Origin of the sequence: Janthinobacterium sp. J1-1 (assembly GCF_030944405.1) — a bacterium.
Lineage (GTDB): Bacteria > Pseudomonadota > Gammaproteobacteria > Burkholderiales > Burkholderiaceae_D > Janthinobacterium.
Genome location: NZ_CP132339.1, coordinates 4923623 through 4946881 on the forward strand (window position 1 = coordinate 4923623; position 23259 = coordinate 4946881).

Sequence of the window (23259 nt, forward strand, 5' to 3'; positions counted from 1 at the left end):
GGCAATGCCGCCGCTTTCAATATATCGAGCAGAATAGTCAGTCGAGCCATCTTCACATTTTTAAAACTCACAACTTGCTGCGAAGAAGGTCAATAAAGGCGGAGATCGTGTACAAATGACGGACCTAACCCCCCCCCCCCCCATGTCGGCGCAAAACACCGTCAGCGACTTCGGGGCGCACGATCTTGCCGGTGTCGAGCAGGTAGGTGATCAATATCAGCGTTGCGCTATTGTCCATCCCGCCGGACCAAGCGATGCCCCAGTACTCATGCGTGGCGCCGTAGGCCAGCAGCGATTGAACGGTCAGTTCGATTGAATCGGTCATTTGCAGGCGCTGGGCGCCGGAAGAGAAAATATCGGATTGGTTCATGTGCTTTGCCAATTTCATTCTGAAATAACAAAAATGCAACGTAGCTTTTTTCCAGTAGATCATTCTGCTGTTGTTGTGGAATTGACTCGTTCCCAGGGTCAACATCTACCGTGTTACGATTCCGCCAACATAAACTGGAGGCGCAATGGCTTGGTTCGATAAATGGGCGATCATGGTTGCCGCTGCAGCTATCGCGTTGGCGGTTACTACGGCATTCCGTGGGATAAAATGGGAGTGTCCGAATGGGCATACTGGTTGGGTGCAGTTGGAACGATCGGAGCAATGATTGGAACGATTTGGCTCGCTACCACGGAGAGCCGTCGTCGAGCGAGAGCAGAGACCCGACGCGCTTATCTTCACGCAGCGAGTTTTATCCTTCGTCTATCTCGTGCTCATGCACTGCTTAAGCAGGCCTGCAACCAGTTGAAGGTGTACGCCCTCACTGAGGTACCCTGACTTTTTCGGACACTCTAGTTTGGTAAACTTCACCAACTGGAGAACTTATGACACGCTCAACAACATACACACCGGAGCTTCGGGAAGAAGCGGTAAAACTGGTCCTGACACAAGGCCTGACGCTGGAAGACGCCGCGTTGCGTCTCACCATTCCCAAGGGCACGCTAGCGAACTGGGTCAGTGCGGCAAGGCGCGGCACGTCGCCCAAAGTAGCCCCTGGTAGCCGCTCCGTGCCGGAGCTTGAGGCTGAGGTAACCAAGCTGCGCAAAGAGCTTGCCGAGGCACGCATGGAGCGCGATATCGTAAAAAAAGCGGCAGCGTACTTTGCGCGGGAGTCGCTGCCAAGTACGCGGTCATGAAGACCTTGCGACTCGAATTTCCTGTCACCATCATGTGCCGCGTCTTTGGCGTCTCGCGCAGCGGTTTCTACGCTTGGTCGAACGGCAAACCGTCGCAGCGGGCGCAGGACGACGCACGCCTGAAGGTCGCCATCGAGGCCGTGCACGCGCAGAGCCGGCAGACTTATGGCCCGTTGCGCATGCAGCCGGAACTGACGGCGCAAGGCTTTCCGGCCGGCCGTGATCGTATCGTCCGTCTGCGTCGCGAGCTCGCCCTGCGCTGCAAGCAAAAGCGCAAGTTCAAGGCCACCACGAACTCGAATCATGACCTGCCGGTGGCCGACAACCTGCTCAATCAGACTTTCGCGCCGACCCGGCCGAACGAAGCCTGGGTGACCGACATCACCTATGTGGCGACCGGCGAGGGCTGGCTTTACCTGGCCGGTATCAAGGACGTGTTCACCTGCGAGCTGGTGGGCTACGCGATGGACGAGCGCATGACGCAAACGCTGACGGCAACAGCACTGTGGAAGGCCGTGCGCAACAAACGCCCCGCGCCGGGCTTGATTCACCACTCCGACCGTGGCAGTCAGTATTGCGCCCACGACTATCAGAAACTGGTGACGCAGTTCGGCATGAAGCCGTCCATGTCGCGCCGAGGAAACTGCTATGACAACGCGCCCATGGAAAGCTTCTGGGGCAGCCTGAAAAACGAGCTGGTGCACCATCAACGTTACGCGACCCGGGCCGACGCGAAAGCCGCAATACAGGAATATATCGAAAGCTTTTACAACCGCCAGCGACGCCATTCGCGCCTTGGCAATGTTCCGCCCGCGTTGTTCGCTGAAAAATTCAGCAAACAGCCGCGGGTGGCTTGAAACAAGAGTGTCCGCTATTGACAGTACACCTCACACTGATCACCCTCCGGAGGCAATCATCAGCGCAAAACAGTATCTGACAAAAATTGATCTGTGGGATGTGGATGATCTCATTCCGTTGGCCTCGCTTCGCGGGGATAGCACATTCCAGTTGGCGGAAGCGTGCACTGAAATTAGATCTGGAATATTTTCCTTTGAAGTTGCAGAAAGCAGTAATGTGCTCGCCACTGAGGCTGGCAGACAAAATTTTTGCAACGGAATTGCAGGCTTACTTGCACTTACCGCGAACAAGGGTGCCGCCGCGTCCGCGGTTCTTGGGCCATCGGTTCATATGTTCCGCATCGTTAATCGCGAAATTTGAGGCTATTTGAACCAAGCCATGACCGTCGCCGGGAACAAGCGCACAGGGGTGCGCCATTACGACACGACCTCGGCAATACCAACGTTCGGCCTGAAACGCAGAGCCGTGGCACTATCATTGGCGCAATATCAGGCCGCTACTGCGACATAGACAATGCAATGGCCCGGACTTATCTTCCGGCTGCTTTTAACATGCATGGCAATGCCGCCACTTTCAATATATCGAGCAGGATAGTCAGTCGAGCCATCTCCACATTTAAAACTAACAACTTGCCGCAAAGATGATCAATAAAGGCTGAGATCGTGTAAAAATGGCGGACCTGACCTAACCGCCCACTAATCGTCCATGCCCTCTGATCCTGTGGCACGGCAGGCATGGAGCGATAGCGTGCATGCCACGTCACGCTCACGTCTCGTACAAACAGTCCACGTCGCGGTTAGGCCGCGCGTACCGCAAGACGTCATCGGAAAAGTGCTGGTGTCGAAAAGGCCAACAACACCCCATGCGCTGCCAGACAAGATGTTGTGGGTGTGTTTATCTGGAGCGGAAGCAATATTGAATTCCACTGGAGATTAATAGCAGATGCTACGGGCTGCTGCGTGAAGGAGCGGTAAACTTGAAAATCGACGCTGGCGTGCCATGCCGATTCTCCATCACGAACCAGCATTTACAACCAGCGACCTTTTCGGCCTATTAACTATAGCAAGCTCAGCCGAATTTCCTGCGCCGATGAGTACCGGGATGCTATTGTCTCCCGTTCAAGCTGGTACCAGCGCAGACAGCATTCGAACATCCACTGCTGCGTCGGCTCCAAAGTTCTTATCATGTGAGCAATCCCTGCAAATAACAGAGCAATAGCTACCAACCAGCATACCGACATGAAATGTGTCCAGTCAGCGGAAGTGGCTGGTGCTTTTTTAATTGTTTCGTTAAAGGAATACGCTATCGTGCCCAAAATCAGAATAACGATCGGATGCCGCAGAAGCGAGGTCAATCCTGGTGGCCGTCCAGTGCGGTTTATTTCAGCCAACTTTAGAGCATTTTTCAATTCAAGTAGGCTCGGCTGCGCATGCTCTCTCGCTAACCGAGCCGTAAAATAAGCATATCTTATGATGGCTCGACGCATCCTCATTGGCTGCCGATCAAGATTTTTCACAGCACTGTATTCAGGAAATTCCAACGCAACCCCTTTTTGCACTTCAAGCTCGGCACAGTACAGAAATACTGCCTCCATCAGCATGGTAGATAAAAACCACCAAACTGAATCAAATACCCACATCGCTGCAAACGAGCACACTAAGTAGTCAGACGAAATTTATTGTGAATGCAGTTCCGAAACCTTTCATCAAGGATTCCACCTCGCTCAGCAACTCACTTCCTTTCAGCCCGGCGAAACGGCGCCAGAAGTACTTGGCCTGTTTCCACAGGATCTCGATGCGATTCAGTTCCGGGCTGTAAGGCGGCAAGTAATACAGAAACAGTCCCTGTGCCATCCATTTTCGTCGGCATTTCTCAATCTGCGACCCCCTGTGAAATGACGCATTGTCCAGTACGACAATGCGCGGCACGGTATATTTTTGTGCCGCGAGCTCGTCGAAAAAAGCGATCACGTCGTCGCGTACTGTCGGCCGACGTTGCGTTCGCCAGTGCAGCTTGTGGTCATGGCTGAGCGCACCCAGAACATTCACGCGCTCGCCATGCGATAGCGGTTCCACGCCACGCGTCTGCCCAATCGGCGACCAACCGGACTGAATCGGCGGATTCGGGCTGAAACCGGATTCGTCATAAAACAGCAGTTCACACCGCCCGGCGCGTGCCAAGTAATCCAACTCGCCGATTATCCGTGCGGACTTGCCGAAAGCTTCAGGCGGATGCTTTTTTTTAAACTGTAACGGTAGCGCTTGTAGCTGAACTGCATCTCATGCAGATATCGCCTTGCCGTTTCCTGGCTGATGACTGGCAAGCCTTCCGTTTGCGCCAGAGTCCGTAGCAGGCTGTTGGCGCTGCCCCCATCGGCTTGCGCCAATGCGCGCAGTGTCTCTTGCTGTTCGGCCGTCCACTTGCGTTTGCGCCCGGTATGATGGCCTTCATAAAGACCCATCAGGCCTTGCTTGTTCCAGCGTTGCCGCCATGCTTCAATGCTGTTCAGATGGACATGGAATTCGTTCGCGGTTTGCTGCAAAGTCAGTCCCTGACTCAATCGAACGATCGCTTGGGCACGTATCCGGACACGTGGATGCTGATGAAAAACACCCATGTCGCGCAATGTTTGCTGTTCAGCCGGTTGTAGTATCAGTAGTTTCATCACATCAACTCCTGCGTCGTTACCTATTAGGCTTTGACAGCAAAAATTGACGAATTACTTAGCAGGATTAAAACTGCTCGAAATAAATAAGTAGTATATGTTTTTAGCTTTGGACGAAATACAAACCGCAAAAAATTCGTCCCTTTTTGCGCATGTTCGAAGTGGTATCGCAATTCGCCATACGTACAAATAGGATGGGCTAGTCGAGGCATGGTGTCATGGGAAAGTATAGGGAGCCAGCTTATCCTATCGCACGCGAAGTATTTTCACAACACCCAAGTGCATCGGAGGAAATTACAGTACGGCTATGCGCTAACACAAAATCGTCATTGCAAAAGAAATTGGTACTAATTTAATAATTGAATGGCATTTAGTTCATGAAGAATAAAAAAAAGCCGACCACATGATGTGTCGGCTTTAATGTAAATACTTGATTTTACAGCGAATTCTTGGTGGGAAGTGCAAGTTTCGAACTTGCGACCCCTGCAGTGTGAATGCAGTGCTCTACCCCTGAGCTAACCTCCCGAAGCGAGGCGAATTATCGCATACGTATTGCGCCATCTGCAAGGGCTGGGGCAAGAAATTTGCTCCGGCCCTGCTTTTATTGATCAGGCAGCGGCCGGGGTGCTGACGGCGGTCCAGATGCACTGGCCTTTGACGGTCTTGTCGAGGCCGGCGATGGTGGCTTCGTGGGCGGCGAGCTCGTCGGCGCTGGCGCTCTGGAAGATGACTTCGGCCAGCGGCACGATTTCCAGGATGGCGCCGTCGACGGGGGCGGCCACTTCTTCTTCCATGCTGAGGCTGTTCTGGCCGCGGGTCATGGCCAGGTACACGTCGGCCAGCAATTCCGAGTCGAGCAGCGCGCCGTGCAGCTTGCGGTGGGCGTTCGAGACGCCGTAGCGGTCGCACAGGGCGTCGAGCGAGTTGCGCTTGCCGGGGTGCATTTCTTTCGCTTGCACCAGGGTGTCGATCACGCCATGCACCTGTTCGTGCACGGGCGGCAGCTTCAGGCGCTTGAATTCGGCGTTCAGGAAGCCGATGTCGAACGGGGCGTTATGGATGATCAGTTCGGCGCCGGCGATATAGGCGCGGAACTCGTCGGCGATTTCGGCAAATTTCGGCTTGTCGCTAAGGAACTCGGTGGTCAGGCCGTGGACGGCCAGCGCGCCCTCTTCCGAATCGCGCTCGGGATTGATGTAGTGGTGAAAATTATTCCCGGTCAGCATGCGGTTGTTCAGCTCGACCGCACCGATCTCCAGGATGCGGTCGCCCGTGCGCGGGTTCAGGCCGGTGGTTTCAGTATCGAGAACAATTTGACGCATGAGGCACTCACATAAAAGCAAAAAAGCGAAGGACGCAGTATAGCAAACCTGCGTCCTTCATTTACGGCCTGTAGCCGGCTGGCGACAACGCTGGCGCGAACTTATGCGCGCACGGTTTCCACGCCCAGGTTGGCCAGTTGGTCGGCCCGCTCGTTGCCCGGATGGCCGTTGTGGCCGCGTACCCAGCGCCATTCCACCTGGTGCACGGCCTGGGCCGCATCGAGCGCCTGCCACAGGTCGACATTTTTGACCGGCGCCTTGGCCGCCGTCTTCCAGCCGCGCGCCTTCCAGCCGTGGATCCACTCGCTGATGCCCTTTTGCACGTACTGGCTGTCGGTGTACAGTACCACCTGGCAGGGCCGCTTGAGCGCCGTCAGGGCTTCGATCACGGCCTGCAATTCCATGCGGTTGTTGGTCGTGTTCAGCTCGCCGCCGTAAATTTCCTTCTTGGCGCCATCGGCCACCATCAGCGCGCCCCAGCCGCCCGTGCCGGGGTTGCCCTTGCATGCGCCATCGGCGTAAATCTCTACCTTATCCATGTTCCTGTTCCCGCCTTTTATTGGTAACCGGTGCGCCTGCGGGCGCCGTCGCCGGTTTCTTGGTCCACGCCGGACCGATCAAACGCATCCCTTTGACGCGCTTGATGGCCTGCACTATATACACTGCGCCCAGATATGGCCACCAGCGCGCGCCAGCCTTGTCCATGTAGGCGTGGCGGCGCAGCCATTTATCGGTCTTGCAGGCGGGCGCGTAGCAGCCGAAATGGCTGCGACTGACGCCCATGTTCAGCAATTTCAGCCAGTCCTTCATGCGCGGCATCGAGATCAGCTCGCCTGCCCTGGGCAGGTAATGCCGGCCGGTGATGCGGGCCAACCCCTGGCGCGCGCCCCACAGGCTGGCCGGATTGAAGCCGCAAATGATCAGCTGGCCTTCAGGGATCAGCACCCGCTCGACTTCGCGCAGCACCTGGTGCGGCTCGGCGGCGAATTCGAGCACATGCGGCAACACCACCAGGTCCAGGCTGTGCGAATCGAAGGGCAATTCGTCAAACGCGGAGACCAGCTTGAGCGCGCTGCCCTGCGGCTGGCTGGCCGGCAGGCGCGCATCGATCTGCCATTTGTTGGGCATGCGGCTGGCGGCCAGCGCGTCGAACTGGGGCAGGCCCAGCTGCACGGCGTTAAAGCCGAAGATATCGACCGTCAGGCTGTCCAGGCATTGCTGTTCCCATTGACGCACATACAGGCCGGCCGGCGTCTGCAACCAGCCGTCAAGCGCTATAATGGATTTTTCGGATGCCGCACTGTCCATTCAGTTTTCTCTCTTACACATGACCAATTCCCCTGAACACGCTTTATCGGTACTTGCCGTGCCCGCCTTTAACGACAATTACCTGTGGCTGATCCATGACGGCAAGCAAGCCGCCGTGGTCGACCCCGGCGACGCCAAACCCGTCCTAGCCGCGCTCGCCGCGCATGGGCTGACGCTGTGCGCCATTCTACTGACGCATCACCATGCCGACCACACCGGTGGCGTGCCTGAATTGTTACAGCATTTCGCCGTTCCCGTCTTCGGTCCGCGCAACGAGGCTATCACAGCCATCACGGAACCGCTGGCCGAAAACGATGTCGCCCTTGTCGCCGCATTGGGCCTGCAGCTGACCGTGATCGACGTGCCCGGCCATACCAAGGGCCATATCGCCTATGTGCGCCAGCGCGGCGAGGCCAATGGCGCACCGTGGCTGTTCTCCGGCGACACCCTGTTTGCCGGCGGTTGCGGCCGCCTGTTCGAAGGCACGCCGGGCCAGATGGCCGACTCCCTGGGCAAGCTGGCCGCCCTGCCCGACGATACGCTGGTGTATTGTGCCCACGAGTATACCCTGTCCAATCTGCGCTTTGCCAGCGCGGTCGAGCCTGGCAACCTGGCGCTGCAGGAACGGGTGGCCATCGATACGGAAAAGCGCCAGCAGGGCTTGCCGACCGTGCCGTCGACCGTGGGCCTGGAAAAAGCCACCAATCCCTTTTTGCGCTATCGCGAGCCGGCCATCCTGAGCAGCCTGAAAGTGGCCGGCAAGCTGGGCAATGACGCGTCGCCGGTGGAAGCGTTTGCGGCGCTGCGCATGTGGAAAAACAATTTTTAAGTTGCCGCGACATCTGCGCACGTAAAAAATCCCGGCATGCCGGGATTTTTTCATGCGCAGTACGGTAAAAATCAGATTTCTTCGTACAGCGGCAAGGTCAGAAATTCGGCAAACGATTCCGAGGTCGACATTTCCTCGAAAATCTGGCCGGCGCGGACATAGGTCGGGCCGTCGCCGCCCGGCGCATCGCGCTGCACCTTGGCCAGCTCTTCCGGGATCATGGCGCGCACCATCTCGGCGGTGACCTTGCGGCCGTCTTCCAGCACACCCTTGCTGGACCGGATCCACTGCCACACTTGCGAGCGGCTGATCTCGGCGGTGGCCGCGTCTTCCATCAGGTTGTGGATCGGCACGCAGCCGTTGCCGGCCAGCCAGCTGCCCAGGTAGTGGATGCCGACATTGATGTTGTAGCGCAAGCCCGCTTCCGTGATCGGCGCTTCCGGCTGGAAGTTCAGCAGGTCGGCCGCCTTGACGTCGATGTCGGGGCGCTGCTTGTCGATCTGGTTCGGCTTGTCGCCCAGCACTTTCGTGAACTCGCCCATGGCCAGTTCCACCAGGCCCGGATGGGCGACCCAGCCGCCGTCATAGCCATCGGTGGCGTCACGCGCCTTGTCGTTGCGCACGCCGCCCATGGCGACATCGTTCTTTTCCGGATCGTTCTTGATCGGGATCAAGGCTGCCATGCCGCCGATCGCCGGCGCACCCCGCTTGTGGCAGGTTTTCAGCAACAGCAAGGCGTAGGCGCGCATGAACGGCGCCGTCATGGTGACCTTGGCGCGGTCGGCCAGGCAGAAGTCCTTGTCGAGCTTGAATTTCTTGATGCACGAGAAGATGTAATCCCAGCGGCCCGCGTTCAGGCCCGAGCTGTGTTCTTTCAGTTCATACAGGATTTCATCCATCTCGAAGGCAGCCAGGATGGTTTCGATCAGCACGGTGGCCTTGATGGTGCCTTGCGGCAGGCCCAGCTCGTTTTGCGTCATGACGAAAATATCGTTCCACAGGCGCGCTTCCAGGTGCGATTCCATTTTCGGCAGATAGAAATACGGGCCGGCGCGGCGCGCCAGCTGTTCCTTGGCGTTATGGAACATGAACAGGGCGAAATCAAAAATGCCGCCCGAGATGCGCTTGCCGTCGACCAGCACGTGTTTCTCATCGAGGTGCCAGCCGCGCGGACGCACCACCAGGGTGGCTATCTTGTCGTTGAGCTTGTACGACTTGCCGTTCTGCTCCAGCGAGATGGTCTTGCGCACGGCGTCGAACATATTGATCTGGCCCGTCAGCTGGTTGTCCCAGTTCGGCGTGTTCGAGTCTTCGAAGTCGGTCATGTAGCTGTCGGCGCCCGAATTGAAGGCGTTGATCACCATCTTGCGCTCGACCGGACCGGTGATTTCCACGCGGCGGCATTCCAGCGCCTTCGGAATCGGTGCAATTTTCCAGTCGCCGTCGCGGATATGCGCGGTTTCTGGCAGGAAATCAGGACGCTCGCCCGCATCGAGGCGCCTGGCGCGCTCGACACGCACGGCCAGCAATTCCTGGCGGCGCGGCTCGAATGCGCGTGTCAGCTTGGCCACCAGCGCCAGCGCCGCGGGCGTCAGGATCTGTTCGTAACCAAGCTGGATCTCGCCCGTGATTTGCATGCCTTCCGGCAAAGCGATGGGGGATTGCGTCATGATGTTCTCCGTTATAAGTAAGGGTAATCTGGCAGGCAAAGTATAAGCGGTAGCGATGTTGCGGCACGGTCGTTTCGCGTGCTGTTGTTGTATAGTATATTCACTATTAGGCATGGAAACGAGATTAAAAATCACTTCATCCATGCGTTTTTGTCACAAGTGAAAGGGCATCATGGGACAGTTCAGGCAAATCTCCACTTTTGTGGAAGTGGTCGCCAAGGGCAGCCTGTCGGCCGCCGCGCGTGCCGAGGGCATTGCGCCGGCCATGATAGGACGCCGGCTCGATGCGCTTGAACAGCGCCTGGGCGTCAAGCTGCTGCAGCGCACCACGCGCAAGCTGGCCCTGACCAATGAAGGCGCGGCCTTTCTGGAAGACTGCCAGCGGATTCTGGCCGAGCTGGAAGAGGCGGAACTGGCGGTGGCCGAGCGCAGCGTGAAGGCCAGCGGCCACCTCTTGATTTCCGCGCCGGCCGGCTTTGGCCGCCAGCATGTGGCGCCGCTGATCCCTTCGTTTGTCGCCGAGCACCGCGACGTGACGGTGGCGCTCAACCTGAACGACCGCCTGGTCGACCTGATCGGCGAAGGCATCGACGTGGCGATCCGCATCGCCAGCCTGTCCGATTCTTCCCTGGTCAGCACCAAGCTGGCCGACAATCACCGCGTGGTGGTGGGCGCGCCCTCTTACCTCAAGCGGTCCGGCACGCCACGGGTGCCGAGCGACCTGATCAAACACAATTGCCTGGCGATCAGCGGCGAAGGCAGCCAGCGCGGCTGGACTTTTCGTGAAAACGGCAAGAACGTGACCTTGAAAGTGGCCGGCAATATGGTATGCAACGACGGCGAAGTGCTGCACGACTGGGCGCTGGCCGGCAAGGGGCTGGCCTGGCGCTCGATGTGGGAAGTGGGGGCGGAGATAGAATCGGGGCAACTGGTGACCATGCTCGACCAGTTTGCCGCGCCCGGCAACGATATTTATGCGGTGTTTGCGCAGCGGCGCCATCTGCCCTTGCGCATACGGGCGTTTGTGGATTTTTTGCGGCATAGCTATGCGCAGCCCGAATACTGGCGCGAACGGGCTATCTGAGGACGTCGGACCAAACCTGCTGCGCGTCGGCATAGGCGGCCTGCAGTGAAGCATAAACGCGCCGAAAGTGCGGCGCAGCCCACGACACTCGCAAAAATCGTACTTCACGGAAATTCAGGCGAAAAAAAATCCTCGGAGACCGAGGATTTCTTTATTTCGTTTGATCCAGCGTATTAGATTGGCTGAATGTTCGAAGCTTGCTTGCCTTTAGGGCCAGCGGTCACTTCAAAAGAAACGCGTTGGTTCTCTTGCAGGGACTTGAAGCCGTTCGACTGGATAGCCGAGAAGTGAGCGAACAGATCTTCGCCGCCTTCGTCAGGGGTAATAAAGCCGAAACCCTTCGAATCATTGAACCATTTTACGATGCCAGTTGCCATTACAATTTCCTATTTCAGTTAAGTTGGGCTTGCGCCCGTTATATCGTTTGAAGCAAGAAAGAAATGACAGACAAACTGCACTACTACCTCGAATCCAACGATGCCCAATTATACCAACAAAACCGGGAAAAACCATTTTTTCGCAAAATAAACTTGCGAGGCCTACTTTCATAGTCAAAACAGCCAAAATCCCGGTCTTGCGGCACCGCTGAAGCAGCGGTATGGAGACACTATATCCTAATCCGAGCCGCATACGCTTTGCGTTGTATCAAATATATCATTTGAACCACGCTTCTCGAACATTGTCATTCAGGCCGTGAAATGCGTGGCGGCCGGGTCCCTCGCGGCCCAGCGCAGCAAGGCGCCGACCTGCGTGCTCAGCAATGGCCACTCCGCCAGCACATTGCCCGGCTCGTTCAACAACTGGCGCGCCAGCTGTTCCAGGCGCCGGCATTCCTGGCCCAGGGTGGCAAAGCCGAAGGTGGCAGCCGAACCGGCCACCGCGTGCAAGGCATGGTGCAAGGCGGTCAGCGGCTCCAGGCGCGGCCCTTCGCTGTCGCAGCGCGCCTGGGCGGCGGCGATCGCCTGCATCAGCGCCGGCACGCTGGCCGCATATTTGTCATTCAGGGCGCGCAAGCGGGCGCGGAAATCGGGGTCGATCAAGGTTGCCATGTTGGTGATACCCGTGAGTGAATTATTTGGTGCCGAAGATACGGTCACCGGCGTCGCCCAGGCCCGGCACGATATAGGCATGCTCGTTCAGGTGCGAATCGAGCGCGGCGGCAAACATCTTGACGTTCGGATGGGCGTTCTGGAACACGGTCACGCCTTCCGGTGCGGCCACCAGCGCCAGGAAGATGATCTGCTCGTCGGAGACGCCACGCTTCTTCAGCACGTCGACGGCGTACACGGCCGAGTTGCCGGTGGCAACCATCGGGTCGCACAGGATGAAGGTACGCTCGCTCGGGTCCGGCAGGCGCACCAGGTATTCCACCGGCATGTGGGTGGCCGGATCGCGGTACACGCCGATATGGCCGACCCGCGCCGATGGCACCAGGTTCAGCAAGCCGTCGCTCATGCCGATGCCGGCGCGCAGGATGGGCACGATGGCCAGTTTCTTGCCGGCGATCACGGGCGCGGCGATCGTCACCAGCGGCGTCGTGATTTCGCGCGTGGTCAGCGGCAGGTCGCGCGTGATTTCATAGCCCATCAGCAAGGTGATTTCCTTGAGCAATTCGCGGAAGGTGCGCGTCGACGTGTCGTGCTCGCGCATATGGCTCAGCTTGTGCTGGATCAGCGGGTGATCGGTGATGAACAGATTGGGAAAGCGTGGATCTTGTTTCATGTGCTTGTGTCTTTCGTCAAGCGCGGCGCGGCGGCAAGGGGCCTGGCCTGCGCATAGCTATCGATTGGTGGTGTATGACCGCATTATCCCAGCCTCAAGCGTTGCTGTGGCTGGAATTTACGAAATAATTACAACAAGTAATATTCACGATTCGCGCAAGGCGCGCGCCAGGATGGCCGTGCAATCGGTGCCGGCGGGCAAGCGTCCATAGGCGCCGCCCGGCGCGTGGGCCAGCCGCGAGGCAACAAACGCCGTGGCCACAAAGCCGGGCGCGTGGCGCAGCAGCAAGGCCGCCTGCACCGCCAGCACGATGCGCTCGGCCAGCCCCCGTGCGCCGAACTCATCGGTATCTCCCTGTTCCAGCGCCTGCAGCAATTGCGCACGATAGGCAACGAAGACCGCATCCGCATCGCCGGCCAGCGCCAGTTCCGCCGCCAGCGCCGTGCGCGCGGCCGGCGAGCGAGCCAGCGCGCGCAGCACGTCCAGGCACATCACATTGCCCGATCCTTCCCAGATCGAGTTGACGGGCAATTCGCGGTACAGGCGCGCCAGCGGCGTTTCCTCCACATAGCCGGTGCCGCCCAGCACTTCCATCGCCTCCGCGCCAAAGCCGGGCCCGCGCTTGCAGATCCAGTATTTGCCGGCCGGCGTCAGCACGCGCGCCAGCGCGGCCTGCCCCTCGTCTTCTTTTTCATCGAAACAGCGCGCCAGGCGCATGGCGAACACGGTGGCCGCTTCCGATTCCAGCGCCAGGTCGGCCAGCACGTTCTGCATCAACGGTTGTTCGGCCAGCACCTTGCCGAAGGCCATGCGCTGGCGCGCGTGGTGCAGCGCCTGGCTCAAGGCGGCGCGCATGATGCCGGTCGTGCCCAGCACGCAATCGAGCCGCGTATGGCTGGCCATCTCGATGATGGTCGGTATGCCCCTGCCCGCCTCGCCCACCCGCCAGCCATAGGCGCCGGCAAATTCCACTTCGGCCGAGGCGTTCGAGCGGTTGCCCAGCTTGTCTTTCAGGCGCTGCACGCGGATGGCGTTGCGGCTGCCGTCGGGCAAGTAGCGCGGCAGGAAGAAACACGACAGGCCAGCAGCGCCCTCCTGCGCCAGGATCAGATGGGCGTCGCTTTGCGGCGCCGAGAAAAACCATTTATGGCCGACGATGCGGCAAGCGTTGGGCGCCTCGTCGCCGAACAGGGTTTGCGCCTCGGCCAAAGGCAGCGCCTCGGCGCGCGTGGTATTGCTGCGCACATCGGAGCCGCCCTGCTTTTCCGTCATGCCCATGCCGATCAGCGCGCCGCGCTTCTGCTCGACCGGCAAGGAACGGGGATCATAGTCGCGGGAAAGGATTTTCGGCAGCCAGCGCGCCATGATCTGCGGCAAGCCCGTTGCCTGGCGCAGTGCCGGCACCGACGCAAATGTCATCGTGACCGGGCATTGCGCGCCGTTTTCCAGCTGCCCCACTAATATATAGGCGGCGGCGCGCGCCACATGGGCCCCGGTCCCGGCGCCCGACCACGGCGCCGCGTGCAGTCCCGCGCTGACCAGCACTTCCATCAGCCCATGCCAGGCCGGATGGAATTCCACTTCGTCGATGCGCCGCCCGCCGCGGTCGAACTGACGCAGTTGCGGCCCATGCACATTGGCCAGCCGCGCCAGCGCGATCAGTTCGGCACTGCCCAGCCGCTCGCCCAGCATATCGAGTCCGCCAGATGCCGCCTCGCCGCCTTCGCGCCGCACCGCCTCCTGCAGCGCCGGATCGCAGGCAAACAGGTTGATGCCCTCGAAAGGCGTGGCCTGGTTGAACACTTCATGCGTATTTTCTGGCAGATGACAAGCATTCATGGCGGTTCCCCATCGCGGTTTGCTATCATGGCGGACTGGTCTGGCAGGCGGCACGCAATAACGCCAGCCTGCCTGCGAGACTAGCGCAAAGGCAGGGCCCCGGCAAGCGTGACGCCGGTACGTCCCTGCGATTCAGGATGAACAACACTCTTTCTATTACTTGAAGGAATGTTGCTCAATTTCATGTTTTTGCCTGGTTTTCAATGATACATTCCCTATAAATCGGGTTCCAGCGAGAAGGTCAGGCGATTTATTGCCGTCCTGTCAAGCCGATTCCCCTTAACAGGCGTGTTGCCCATGAGGCGGCGCGCCATGCGCAATGATTTTGCTTGCCGCCATGCGCATAGTTGGGCGGCAGCACTGATAAAGGTAAAGCCAGCACGATGTTTTCCAGTACCCCCTCCGCCGCCCACCGCGAGACACGCCACGAGCTGGACAACCTCATGGAAGAGGCAGGCGATATCGTGTTCCGGCTCGATGCGGACGGCGTGATCCTGTTTGCCAGCAAGCGCGCCGCCACCCTGTTCGGCGCGCCCGCCGGCCTGGTCGGCCATCTGCTGCTGCCGCTGGCGGCCGAAGCCTCGCGCGCCGCGCTGCAGGCGGCACTGCAGGACGCGCTCGAAGTACCGGGCCGCCTGGAAGTAAGGCTGCAAATGCCGGAACAGGAAATCTGGTTCGAGCTGCGCTTGTCGTCCTACGCCAACCAGGCCGGCGTGGCCGAATTGCTGGTGGTCGGGCGCGACACCTCGGCCCAGCACAATACGGAAGAGCGGCTGCGCCATATGGCCACCCACGATGCGCTGACGGGGCTGCCGAACCGGCTGCTGCTGTCGGACCGCATCCGCATGGTGATCGCCCAGGCGGCACGCTCGGGCCAGGGCTTTTCGGTGGCCACCATCGGCCTCGACGGCTTCAAGAAAGTCAATGACGGCCTGGGCCACCCGGTCGGCGACGCCGTGCTGCGCCTGGCCGCCGCCCGCCTGCGCAAGACCTTGCGCGACAGCGATACCCTGGCGCGCGCCGGCGGCGATGAATTCGTCGCCGTGCTGCCCGGCAGCGCCACCGATGCGCAGATCAAGCTGGTCACGGGCCGCTTGCTGGCCACCCTGCAGGCGCCGTTCGAAGTCGATGGCCACAAGATCTACGTGGGCGCCTCGATCGGCGTGTCGATTTATCCGCTGCATGCGGAAGACGAAGTGCGGCTGGTGGCGCTGGCCGACGCGGCCATGTCGCGCGCCAAGGAAACCGGCAAGGCGCGCTGCCTGATCTACAGCCCGCGCCTGAACGGCCCCTCCGAACACGATATCTCGCTCGAGGCGGCGATGTTCCAGGCCGTGCGCGAAGGCGAATTTCTGCTGTATTACCAGCCCATCGTCGACGCGCGCACGCGCCAGATCCAGGGATTCGAAACGCTGATGCGCTGGAAGCACCCGACCCTGGGCCTGGTGCCGCCGGTGCGCTTTATCCCGATCGCCGAGGCCAATGGCCTGATCAACCTGCTGGGCGCCTGGGCGCTGAAAGCGGCCTGCGTGCAGCTGCGCCAGTTCCAGGAGGTGGCGCAGCGCCACCTGTATATCTCGGTCAATATCAGCCCGCGCCAGTTCCGCAACGATAAATTCCTCGACGTGCTCGACGATGCGCTGGCGTTTTCCGGCCTGTCCGGCGAAAACCTGGTGCTGGAAATTACCGAAGGCACGCTGATGATCGACCCGGTGCACGCCGAAGCCATCCTGGTCAAGATGACGGAGCGCCGCGCGCGCATCGCCATCGACGACTTCGGCACCGGCTACTCCTCGCTGGCCTACCTGAAGCGCTTTCCCATCTCGGTGCTGAAGATAGACCGTACTTTCATCAAGGACTTGCCCGAATCGAGCAAGGACGCCGCCATCTGCAACACCATTCTCGACCTGGCCAAGCACCTGAACCTGTCGGTGGTGGCGGAAGGCGTGGAAACTGAAGAACAAATGCATTTCATCGAATCACGCGGCTGCCGATATGTGCAGGGCTACCTGACCGGCAAACCCATGCCCGCCCACGCGGCGCTCTCGGCCTTGAGCGAAAAAACCTATGCGGCGCTGGTGACTGCGCCGCCTGCCAATCAACCGCGCGGAGGTGTGCAATGAACCCTGGCCACTATACGGCGCCGACCCAGCTCGGCAGGAACACCCTGGAACTGCTGTGGTCGCGCACGCGCCAGCAGGGCGACATGCCCGGCTTTGCCAAGGCCATCAGCGCCATACTGGGCGCCATGCGCGGCGAGGACGATCACGCCTTCGACATGACGCAAACCGTGCTGTCGGACCCGGTCCTGACGCACAAGGTGCTGCGCCTGGCCAACAGCGGCATGTACTCGGCCTTCGGCCAGCGCGTCAACACGGTGTCGAAAGCGGTGCTGGTGCTGGGCCTGGACGCCATCGGCCACCTGGCGCTGGGCCTGAAACTGATCGAGGAATTGTCGCAGGCGACGCCGGATTCGGTCAGCGCCCACGTCGAGATGGAAAAAGCGGTCCTGGCCGGCATGGTGGCCCAGCAAGTGGCCACCAGCGCCGGCAGCCTGCAGGCCGAACAGGCCGTGGTGTGTTCGATGCTGCATACGCTGGGCCGCATGATGATCACCTTCTACATGACCGACTATTGGGCGCGGCTGCAGGCGCATGGCGGACCCGGCAACGAAGCGGCGGCGGCGCCGGAAATCCTCGGCCTGAGCCTGCCCGAAGTGGGTTATGCCACGGCCGCCCACTGGGGCCTGCCGCAGCACCTGATCGACGGCATGCGCCCGCTGGCGCCGATGCAGCCCGATGAGGTCGTCAGCGGTGCCGACTGGATGGCCGGCCTGTCGACCATGGCGGCGCGCTGCGCCGATTCGCTGTGGCACGACGACGCCAACGGCGCGGCCGAAGTCCATGCGCTGATCGGCAACTACGCCGGCATGCTGGGCATGCAGCCTGAAGCGGTGGTGGAAGCTGTGGAAAAAGCCAAGGTCATGGCGGCTGCCGATCTCACCATCGCGCCGCTGTCGAAACCGATGGAGCGGCGCGCGCGCCAGCTGGCGTCGACCCGCTTGCGCGCCGAAGGCAACCGCATCCTGACCAGCGGCCTGCTGGACCTGCGTGGCGCCATCGGCACCGCCAATCCGGGCCAGATGGTCTCGATGGCGCTGGAAACCCTGCACCAGGGCTTTGATTTTTCGCGCTCGGTGGCCTTTGTGCGCAACCACAAGGAACATCTGTACTCGGCACGCATTTGCATGGGCGAAGGCGCGGCCGCGCTGCAGGACCTGATGGTGTTCGGCGACGCCTACGAGCCGAACGTGTTCCATGCGGCGCTCAATAGCGACCGCGTGATCTTCATCGACAACGCGCGCGACCCGAAATTCGCCGCCAAGCTGCCGCAATGGTGGAAGTCGACCCTGTCGGACGCGCGCAGCTTCGTGGTGCTGCCACTGTCGGCAAACGGCCACCCGACGGGATTTTTATACGGCGACTGGGACGACAGCTTCCCGCCGATCCAGCTGAACCAGACGGAATTCAACCTGATCAACGATATCCGGGCGTTGCTGGTGCAGTCGGTGGAGATGCGGCACCAGCTGGAATTGGTGACGAATAAAGTAGCGTAAGATTTTACCCCCCGACGGCGAAATGCCGGGGCCATGCGCCACAAGCACAGCGGCAAGACGTATTAAAGCCCATACGTCCGCAAAGGCGCACCGGGCCAAGCGGGCCTGAAAAATGTCGAGGGCAAGGCGCAGCGACGCAGGCAGTACGCATGTACGACAAGGAGCTGCAACGCCGCCATCGGCATTTTCTCAGGCCCGTTTACTTCAATTTCGGCGTCGAAACAGCCACATCACCGCACTGCGCCCGATGCATCAGCGCATGATCGATCAGCACCAGCGCCAGCATCGCTTCGGCGATCGGCGTGGCGCGGATGCCCACGCAGGGGTCGTGGCGGCCAAAGGTTTCCACCATCACCGGGTTGCCCTCTTTATCGATCGAGCGGCGCGGGGTGCGGATAGACGAGGTTGGCTTGATGGCGATCGAGACACTGATATCCTGCCCGGTCGAAATCCCCCCCAGCACGCCGCCGGCGTTATTGCCGACAAAGCCTTCCGGCGTCAGTTCGTCGCCATGCTCCGAGCCCTTTTGCGCCACCGAATCGAAACCGGCGCCGATTTCCACGCCCTTGACCGCATTGATGCCCATCATCGCGTAGGCGATGTCGGCATCGAGCTTGTCGTAGATCGGCTGGCCCAGGCCCACCGGCACGTTCTGCGCGATCACGTCGATGCGGGCGCCGATGGAGTCGCCGTCGCGGCGCAGCTGGTCCATCGCCTCTTCCATGCTGGCGATCAGCGCGGCGTCGTCGCTGGCGGCAAAGAAGGGATTGCCGTGCACGTGTTCCCAGGACCGGAACGGCACGGGAATGTCGCCCAGCTGGCTCATGCAGCCCTTGAACGTGGTGCCGTACTGCTGCAGCAGCCATTTCTTGGCGATCGCCGCCGCGCCCACCACCGGCGCCGTCAGGCGCGCCGACGAACGGCCGCCACCGCGCGGGTCGCGTACGCCGTATTTGTGCCAGTAGGTATAGTCGGCGTGGCCGGGGCGGAAACTCTCGGCGATATTGCCGTAGTCCTTGCTGCGCTGGTCTTCATTGCGGATCAGCAAAGCGATCGGCGTGCCGGTGGTCACGCCCTGGTAGACGCCCGATAAAATTTCCACCGTATCCGATTCCTGGCGCTGCGTCACGTGGCGCGAGGTGCCAGGCTTGCGGCGGTCCAGCTCGGGCTGGATATCGGCTTCGGACAACACCAGCCCGGGCGGACAGCCATCGATCACGCAGCCGATGGCCGGACCATGCGATTCGCCGAAAGTGGTAACAGTAAACAGCTTGCCAAAAGAGTTGCCGGACATAGTAGGGAATATGAAAGACTGGAAAACGCCATTCTACCAGCCCATGCCCCGCCCTACCCCTCCTGCGGTTGGCCGCCACAAAGTTTCGGCAGAAAATGTGGAGCAACAGTTACAATCATGCAAAGCTGCAAATATTGCTGCAATGAATAATCCTAAAAAAAACTTTTGCCTTGTTAAATCGCTATATACTTGGATCAAGACAGTTGGAAAAATGGTCGGCCTTCGATGTCGTGCCCTGTGTTTGCCGATATGCCTACCTTACTGAGCTCTGGAGAAGTTAACTACATGCCCGCACCGATCACTCCCCTTGATGCCGACAAGGACGATCACGACGACCTGGTATTCCTTGATGAGCAGCCTGCCGCGCCGGCCAGTACCAGTGCGCGCAGCGTGTGGCGGGTGATGATCATCGACGACGATGAAGACGTCCATTCCACCACCACCTTTGCCCTCGGCAACCTGGAGATGCAGCACCGTCCGCTCGAGTTCGTGCACGCCTATTCGGCCGGCCAGGCGCGCGAATTGCTCAAGCATGAAAGCGATATCGCCGTCATCCTGCTCGACGTGGTGATGGAACAGGACGACGCCGGCCTGCACCTGGTGCGCCATATCCGCGAAACGCTGAAGATGAGCGATGTGCGCATCATCCTGCGCACCGGCCAGCCCGGCTATGCGCCGGAAATCGACGCCATCCGCGATTTCGACATCAACGACTACAAGACCAAGTCCGAGCTGACCCGCATCAAGTTGTTTACCACCGTCACGGCGGCCATCCGCTCATACGAGCAGATCCGCTCCATCAGCAACAGCCGGCGCGGCCTGGACCGCATCGTCCACGCCAGCACCCAGCTGATGGCGCTGCACGGCGTGCAGAATTTCTCGGCCGGCGTGCTGGCACAGGTGGCCGACCTGCTGCATATCCGCGCCGACGGCGTGCTGTGCACCCAGGAAGTCAACGACAAGGGCAAGCGCAGCCTGCTGGTGTGCGCCCATGCCGGCTGCTTTTCGGGCGTGGCGCACGGCGCCCTGTGCAGCGTGGACAATCCGCGCATCGCCGCCGCCATCGAACACGCGCTGGCGCAGCGGCGCAATGTGTATGCGCACGATTACGCCACCTTGTATTTCGCCGGCAAGTCCAGCCGCGATTCGGCCGCCTACCTGCTGCTGCCGCGCCCCTTGACCGCCATCGAGGAAGGCCTGCTCGAAGTATTTTGCAGCAATGTCGCCGTCGGCCTGGACAATGTGGAGCTGGTCAGCCACCTGCATAATGCGGCGTTTTATGACCAGTTGTCGAAGTTGCCGAACCGCACGCGCCTGGTGGAAATCCTCGACGCGGCGCTGGCCGGCCCGGCCCGCGACGACGCCACGCTGTGCCTGGTCGACCTCGACCATTTCGCCGAAACCAATGATGCGCTGGGCCACAAGTTCGGCGACCTGCTGCTGCTCGCCGTGGCGGGCCGGCTGCAAACCCAGCTGGGCTCGCAACTGACGGTGGCGCGCCTGGGCGGCGATATCTTTTGCGTGCTCGGTGACGCGTCACAAGTCAATCCGGCCCAGATCCTGGCCCTGTTCCAGACGCCGTTCAGCATCGACGGCCAGGACGTGCAATTGTCGGCCACCCTGGGCCTGGTGCGCCTGGGCGAGCATGCGGGCACCGGCGCCGACGCGCTGAAGGACGCCGACATCGCACTGAAACGCGCCAAGACCCAGCAGCGCGCCGGCCACTTCTATTTTTCGCGCAGCATGGGCATCGAGATCCGCGAGCGCGTGCGCATGATGCATGCGCTGCGCACCGGCTTTGCGCAAGGCCAGCTGTTTGTCGTCTACCAGCCGCAGATCGACCTGTCGACGCGCCGCCCGGTGGGCGCCGAAGCGCTGCTGCGCTGGCAGACGCCGGACGGCAAGTTCATCTCGCCCGACCGCTTCATCCCGATCGCCGAATATTCGGGCATCATCATCGACCTCGGCGAATGGGTGCTGCGCACGGCCTGCCGCGAACTGGTGCGGCTGCGCGAACTGGGCCACCGCAATTTCGTCATGTCGGTCAATGTGTCGCAGGTGCAGTTCCGCCATCCGCTGTTCCTCGAGATGCTGCGCCAGGCACTGGAAGACACGCAGGCGCCGCCCGAATTCGTCGAACTGGAAATCACCGAATCGATGGCCATGGAAGAACCGGACCTGTTGATCAAGATGCTGTGGCAGATCAAGCAGACCGGCGTGAGCATCGCCATCGATGACTTCGGCACCGGTTTTTCCTCCCTCTCCTACCTGCAGCGGCTGCAGGTGGACCGGCTGAAGATCGACCGCGCGTTCGTCACGGAAATCACCGGCTCGGCACGCGGCAGCAGCATCGCCGAGATGGTGATACAGCTGGGCCGCAACCTGGGCCTGGCGGTGATCGCCGAAGGCGTGGAAGACGAGCGCCAGGCGCAGATTCTGCAGTCGCTCGGCTGCCCGATCGCGCAGGGCTTTTTGTTCGCCCGGCCGATGACGGCCGATGCGCTGGCCAGCTGGCTCAGCGATGAAGCGATGCAGGGCGCGGCCTGACGAGATTACTTTCCAAACGACAACGCCGGCAATGCCGGCGTTTTTCATGCTGCCGCGACCCGTGGTCAGTCCGGCGTTTCGGCCGGCCAGTCGCGGATATAGGCCTTGAGCATCTGGTTTTCAAAGCTTTGCGCTTCGAGCACGGCGCGCGCCACGTCATAAAACGAGATCACGCCCAGCAGGGTCTTGGCGTTCATCACCGGCAGGTAGCGCGCATGCTTTTCCAGCATGATGCGGCGCACTTCATTGACCTCGGTATCCGGCGTGACGGTGATCGGGTGGTCATCCATGTGCTTGCGCACGGTGCCGCCGCCGATCTGGCCCGCGTTTTCGTGCAGCGCATTGAGCACCTCGCGGAAGGTCAGCATGCCGACCAGGTCGCCAAATTCCATGACCACCAGCGAACCGATGTCTTTTTCCGCCATGGTATTGGCCGCATCCAGCAAAGGCTGGTCGGGCGTCACCGTGTAGAGGATGTTGCCCTTGACTTGGAGAATTTCAGATACTTTCATATTGGCCGTCCTGTCCGCGTGAGAGTGGTATTGTAGTTGTTCTGAGCCCTGATTGGGACTGTAGCCTATGCCTGCCAAAAAATCCAGCCTTGCGGTCAATCAAATCCCACAGGAAAGCTTCCAAGCCACCCTTGTCACCCTCATCTACGCGCGCCGGCGTAGCCAGCCGGCCAGCGACAGGCGCTCGCGGGCCGTCGGCAGCACCTCGTGCAGCATCTCGGCCGACAGGAACATCACCATGCGGCCCGCTTCGGGCAGGATATCGCGGCTGGCCTGCCCTTCGGGATGCAGGCGCAGCGCGCCGCCCTGGCCGGGCAGCCAGTCGTCATTGAGGTAAATCACCACCGACACCGTGCGCTGATCGTCGTCGCGAAAACGGTCCAGGTGGGCGCGGTAAAAGGCGCCCGGCGCATAAAGGGCGAAATGGCTTTCATATTCGTCCAGGCCGAGGAACAGTTCACGGTTCAGCTGCCGGCGCAAGGCGTCCATCAAGGCCAGGTACTGGTCGCAGGCGTCGGACTGGCCCGCTTCCAGCCAGGCGATGCTGTCGCCGCGGACGGTGCTGTCCACGCCAGGCGTGCGGCCGCTGCCGGTGCCGGCCGCCTTCATGCGGCCATCGCCGCGCGCCTGCACGCATTGCGCGGCCAGCTGGCGGCTCAGTTGCGGGGAAAGAAAGCCATCGTGCTGCGACCAGCCATGGCGGTGCAAATCATCGAACGACAGCTCGCATGCGGTGGGCGAAGTCAGCATCATGGCGAATCTTTCCTGGTGGACGTGCACCTGCACGTGCCGTTGCGCGCGCAGTCTA

At 60.6% G+C, this 23259-nt stretch carries 22 protein-coding genes and 1 tRNA gene; 7 read left to right on the top strand and 16 right to left on the bottom strand.

Features of this window, described 5'->3' with window-relative positions; genetic code table 11:
- Positions 1-124: 124 nt before the first annotated feature.
- Positions 125-370 (bottom strand): hypothetical protein, encoded by a 246-nt coding sequence (locus Q8L25_RS22555; RefSeq protein WP_308921532.1) that lies wholly within the window; start codon positions 368-370, stop codon positions 125-127.
- A gap of 503 nt (positions 371-873) precedes the next feature.
- Between Q8L25_RS22555 and Q8L25_RS22560 the strand changes: the two genes are divergently transcribed.
- Together Q8L25_RS22560 and Q8L25_RS22565 are read left to right on the top strand one after the other, a co-directional pair.
- Positions 874-2042, top strand: a protein-coding gene (locus Q8L25_RS22560; protein WP_308921162.1) for an IS3 family transposase whose coding sequence is annotated in 2 segments (ribosomal slippage) — positions 874-1138 and positions 1138-2042 — 1170 coding nt in all. Because the reading frame shifts where the segments join, the coding sequence is not laid out codon by codon here.
- Positions 2043-2049: 7 nt separating this feature from the next.
- Positions 2050-2403 carry a hypothetical protein gene (locus Q8L25_RS22565; RefSeq protein ID WP_308921533.1) on the top strand — a complete coding sequence of 118 codons (354 nt, stop codon included), beginning with the start codon at positions 2050-2052 and terminating at the stop codon, positions 2401-2403.
- Between the two features lie 697 nt (positions 2404-3100).
- On the opposite strand, the gene Q8L25_RS22570 is transcribed toward Q8L25_RS22565, so the two are convergent.
- From Q8L25_RS22570 to Q8L25_RS22600, 7 genes are all read right to left on the bottom strand, one after another.
- Positions 3101-3643: a hypothetical protein gene (locus Q8L25_RS22570; protein ID WP_308921534.1), complete on the bottom strand. Its 543-nt coding sequence runs from the start codon at positions 3641-3643 to the stop codon at positions 3101-3103.
- 64 nt (positions 3644-3707) lie between these two features.
- Complete coding sequence (locus tag Q8L25_RS22575; protein WP_308921535.1) at positions 3708-4232, bottom strand: IS630 family transposase; 525 nt, start codon at positions 4230-4232, stop codon at positions 3708-3710.
- A gap of 8 nt (positions 4233-4240) precedes the next feature.
- Positions 4241-4708 (bottom strand): helix-turn-helix domain-containing protein, encoded by a 468-nt coding sequence (locus Q8L25_RS22580; RefSeq protein ID WP_308921530.1) that lies wholly within the window; start codon positions 4706-4708, stop codon positions 4241-4243.
- Between the two features lie 450 nt (positions 4709-5158).
- Positions 5159-5233: transfer RNA gene (locus Q8L25_RS22585), tRNA-Val, on the bottom strand.
- Between the two features lie 83 nt (positions 5234-5316).
- Positions 5317-6030 (bottom strand): DNA polymerase III subunit epsilon, encoded by a 714-nt coding sequence (dnaQ, locus tag Q8L25_RS22590; protein WP_308921536.1) that lies wholly within the window; start codon positions 6028-6030, stop codon positions 5317-5319.
- A 101-nt stretch (positions 6031-6131) separates the two neighbouring features.
- Positions 6132-6569 carry a ribonuclease HI gene (gene rnhA, locus Q8L25_RS22595; protein WP_308921537.1) on the bottom strand — a complete coding sequence of 146 codons (438 nt, stop codon included), beginning with the start codon at positions 6567-6569 and terminating at the stop codon, positions 6132-6134.
- A complete protein-coding gene (locus Q8L25_RS22600) occupies positions 6562-7338 on the bottom strand; it encodes a class I SAM-dependent methyltransferase (protein ID WP_308921538.1) in 777 nt (258 codons plus the stop codon). Before Q8L25_RS22600 ends, rnhA begins: the two co-directional genes overlap by 8 nt.
- Positions 7339-7357: 19 nt before the next feature.
- Here Q8L25_RS22600 and gloB point away from each other — a divergent pair, with 19 nt between their 5' ends.
- A complete protein-coding gene (gene gloB, locus Q8L25_RS22605) occupies positions 7358-8167 on the top strand; it encodes a hydroxyacylglutathione hydrolase (RefSeq protein ID WP_308921539.1) in 810 nt (269 codons plus the stop codon).
- Positions 8168-8238: 71 nt separating this feature from the next.
- Here the strand turns inward: gloB and aceB are convergent, their stop codons facing one another.
- Complete coding sequence (gene aceB / locus Q8L25_RS22610) at positions 8239-9837, bottom strand: malate synthase A (RefSeq protein WP_308921540.1); 1599 nt, start codon at positions 9835-9837, stop codon at positions 8239-8241.
- A 172-nt stretch (positions 9838-10009) separates the two neighbouring features.
- Here aceB and Q8L25_RS22615 point away from each other — a divergent pair, with 172 nt between their 5' ends.
- Positions 10010-10921, top strand: coding sequence for a LysR family transcriptional regulator (locus tag Q8L25_RS22615; RefSeq protein WP_308921541.1), 912 nt, complete (start codon positions 10010-10012; stop codon positions 10919-10921).
- Between the two features lie 173 nt (positions 10922-11094).
- Here Q8L25_RS22615 and Q8L25_RS22620 read toward each other — a convergent pair whose 3' ends face one another.
- The 4 genes from Q8L25_RS22620 to Q8L25_RS22635 all read right to left on the bottom strand — a co-directional run bounded on the left by Q8L25_RS22620 (position 11095) and on the right by Q8L25_RS22635 (position 14482).
- On the bottom strand, positions 11095-11298 hold the full coding sequence (locus tag Q8L25_RS22620; protein ID WP_010398811.1) for a cold-shock protein: 204 nt from the start codon (positions 11296-11298) through the stop codon (positions 11095-11097).
- Between the two features lie 309 nt (positions 11299-11607).
- A complete protein-coding gene (locus Q8L25_RS22625; protein ID WP_308921542.1) occupies positions 11608-11970 on the bottom strand; it encodes an Hpt domain-containing protein in 363 nt (120 codons plus the stop codon).
- A gap of 22 nt (positions 11971-11992) precedes the next feature.
- On the bottom strand, positions 11993-12643 hold the full coding sequence (upp, locus tag Q8L25_RS22630; protein WP_308921543.1) for a uracil phosphoribosyltransferase: 651 nt from the start codon (positions 12641-12643) through the stop codon (positions 11993-11995).
- 144 nt (positions 12644-12787) lie between these two features.
- Positions 12788-14482: an isovaleryl-CoA dehydrogenase gene (locus tag Q8L25_RS22635; protein WP_308921544.1), complete on the bottom strand. Its 1695-nt coding sequence runs from the start codon at positions 14480-14482 to the stop codon at positions 12788-12790.
- A gap of 383 nt (positions 14483-14865) precedes the next feature.
- On the opposite strand from Q8L25_RS22635, the gene Q8L25_RS22640 reads away from it, so the two are divergent.
- Together Q8L25_RS22640 and Q8L25_RS22645 are read left to right on the top strand one after the other, a co-directional pair.
- The gene (locus tag Q8L25_RS22640; RefSeq protein ID WP_308921545.1) at positions 14866-16605 is read left to right on the top strand and encodes a GGDEF domain-containing protein; all 1740 of its coding nucleotides are present in this window, start codon (positions 14866-14868) and stop codon (positions 16603-16605) included.
- Positions 16602-18098, top strand: a complete 1497-nt coding sequence (locus tag Q8L25_RS22645) for an HDOD domain-containing protein (protein WP_308921546.1) — start codon at positions 16602-16604, stop codon at positions 18096-18098. The genes Q8L25_RS22640 and Q8L25_RS22645 overlap by 4 nt, the downstream gene beginning before the upstream one ends.
- Positions 18099-18297: 199 nt before the next feature.
- Here the strand turns inward: Q8L25_RS22645 and aroC are convergent, their stop codons facing one another.
- The gene (aroC, locus tag Q8L25_RS22650) at positions 18298-19392 is read right to left on the bottom strand and encodes a chorismate synthase (protein WP_308921547.1); all 1095 of its coding nucleotides are present in this window, start codon (positions 19390-19392) and stop codon (positions 18298-18300) included.
- Between the two features lie 285 nt (positions 19393-19677).
- Between aroC and Q8L25_RS22655 the strand changes: the two genes are divergently transcribed.
- Positions 19678-21939: an EAL domain-containing protein gene (locus Q8L25_RS22655; protein ID WP_308921548.1), complete on the top strand. Its 2262-nt coding sequence runs from the start codon at positions 19678-19680 to the stop codon at positions 21937-21939.
- A gap of 65 nt (positions 21940-22004) precedes the next feature.
- On the opposite strand, the gene Q8L25_RS22660 is transcribed toward Q8L25_RS22655, so the two are convergent.
- Positions 22005-22451: a CBS domain-containing protein gene (locus Q8L25_RS22660; protein ID WP_065309015.1), complete on the bottom strand. Its 447-nt coding sequence runs from the start codon at positions 22449-22451 to the stop codon at positions 22005-22007.
- Positions 22452-22595: 144 nt separating this feature from the next.
- Positions 22596-23204: a 2OG-Fe(II) oxygenase gene (locus Q8L25_RS22665; protein WP_308921549.1), complete on the bottom strand. Its 609-nt coding sequence runs from the start codon at positions 23202-23204 to the stop codon at positions 22596-22598.
- Positions 23205-23259: the final 55 nt, after the last annotated feature.

Excerpts from the sequence above, each read along its gene's own strand:
- Q8L25_RS22555 (WP_308921532.1), bottom strand. The coding sequence starts at position 370 with ATGAACCAATCCGATATTTTCTCTTCCGGCGCCCAGCGCCTGCAAATG.
- Q8L25_RS22570 (WP_308921534.1), bottom strand. The coding sequence starts at position 3,643 with ATGCTGATGGAGGCAGTATTTCTGTACTGTGCCGAGCTTGAAGTGCAA.
- Q8L25_RS22580 (WP_308921530.1), bottom strand. The coding sequence starts at position 4,708 with ATGAAACTACTGATACTACAACCGGCTGAACAGCAAACATTGCGCGAC.
- dnaQ (WP_308921536.1), bottom strand. The coding sequence starts at position 6,030 with ATGCGTCAAATTGTTCTCGATACTGAAACCACCGGCCTGAACCCGCGC.
- rnhA (WP_308921537.1), bottom strand. The coding sequence starts at position 6,569 with ATGGATAAGGTAGAGATTTACGCCGATGGCGCATGCAAGGGCAACCCC.
- Q8L25_RS22600 (WP_308921538.1), bottom strand. The coding sequence starts at position 7,338 with ATGGACAGTGCGGCATCCGAAAAATCCATTATAGCGCTTGACGGCTGG.
- gloB (WP_308921539.1), top strand. The coding sequence starts at position 7,358 with ATGACCAATTCCCCTGAACACGCTTTATCGGTACTTGCCGTGCCCGCC.
- aceB (WP_308921540.1), bottom strand. The coding sequence starts at position 9,837 with ATGACGCAATCCCCCATCGCTTTGCCGGAAGGCATGCAAATCACGGGC.
- Q8L25_RS22615 (WP_308921541.1), top strand. The coding sequence starts at position 10,010 with ATGGGACAGTTCAGGCAAATCTCCACTTTTGTGGAAGTGGTCGCCAAG.
- Q8L25_RS22620 (WP_010398811.1), bottom strand. The coding sequence starts at position 11,298 with ATGGCAACTGGCATCGTAAAATGGTTCAATGATTCGAAGGGTTTCGGC.
- Q8L25_RS22625 (WP_308921542.1), bottom strand. The coding sequence starts at position 11,970 with ATGGCAACCTTGATCGACCCCGATTTCCGCGCCCGCTTGCGCGCCCTG.
- upp (WP_308921543.1), bottom strand. The coding sequence starts at position 12,643 with ATGAAACAAGATCCACGCTTTCCCAATCTGTTCATCACCGATCACCCG.
- Q8L25_RS22635 (WP_308921544.1), bottom strand. The coding sequence starts at position 14,482 with ATGAATGCTTGTCATCTGCCAGAAAATACGCATGAAGTGTTCAACCAG.
- Q8L25_RS22640 (WP_308921545.1), top strand. The coding sequence starts at position 14,866 with ATGTTTTCCAGTACCCCCTCCGCCGCCCACCGCGAGACACGCCACGAG.
- Q8L25_RS22645 (WP_308921546.1), top strand. The coding sequence starts at position 16,602 with ATGAACCCTGGCCACTATACGGCGCCGACCCAGCTCGGCAGGAACACC.
- aroC (WP_308921547.1), bottom strand. The coding sequence starts at position 19,392 with ATGTCCGGCAACTCTTTTGGCAAGCTGTTTACTGTTACCACTTTCGGC.
- Q8L25_RS22655 (WP_308921548.1), top strand. The coding sequence starts at position 19,678 with ATGCCCGCACCGATCACTCCCCTTGATGCCGACAAGGACGATCACGAC.
- Q8L25_RS22660 (WP_065309015.1), bottom strand. The coding sequence starts at position 22,451 with ATGAAAGTATCTGAAATTCTCCAAGTCAAGGGCAACATCCTCTACACG.
- Q8L25_RS22665 (WP_308921549.1), bottom strand. The coding sequence starts at position 23,204 with ATGATGCTGACTTCGCCCACCGCATGCGAGCTGTCGTTCGATGATTTG.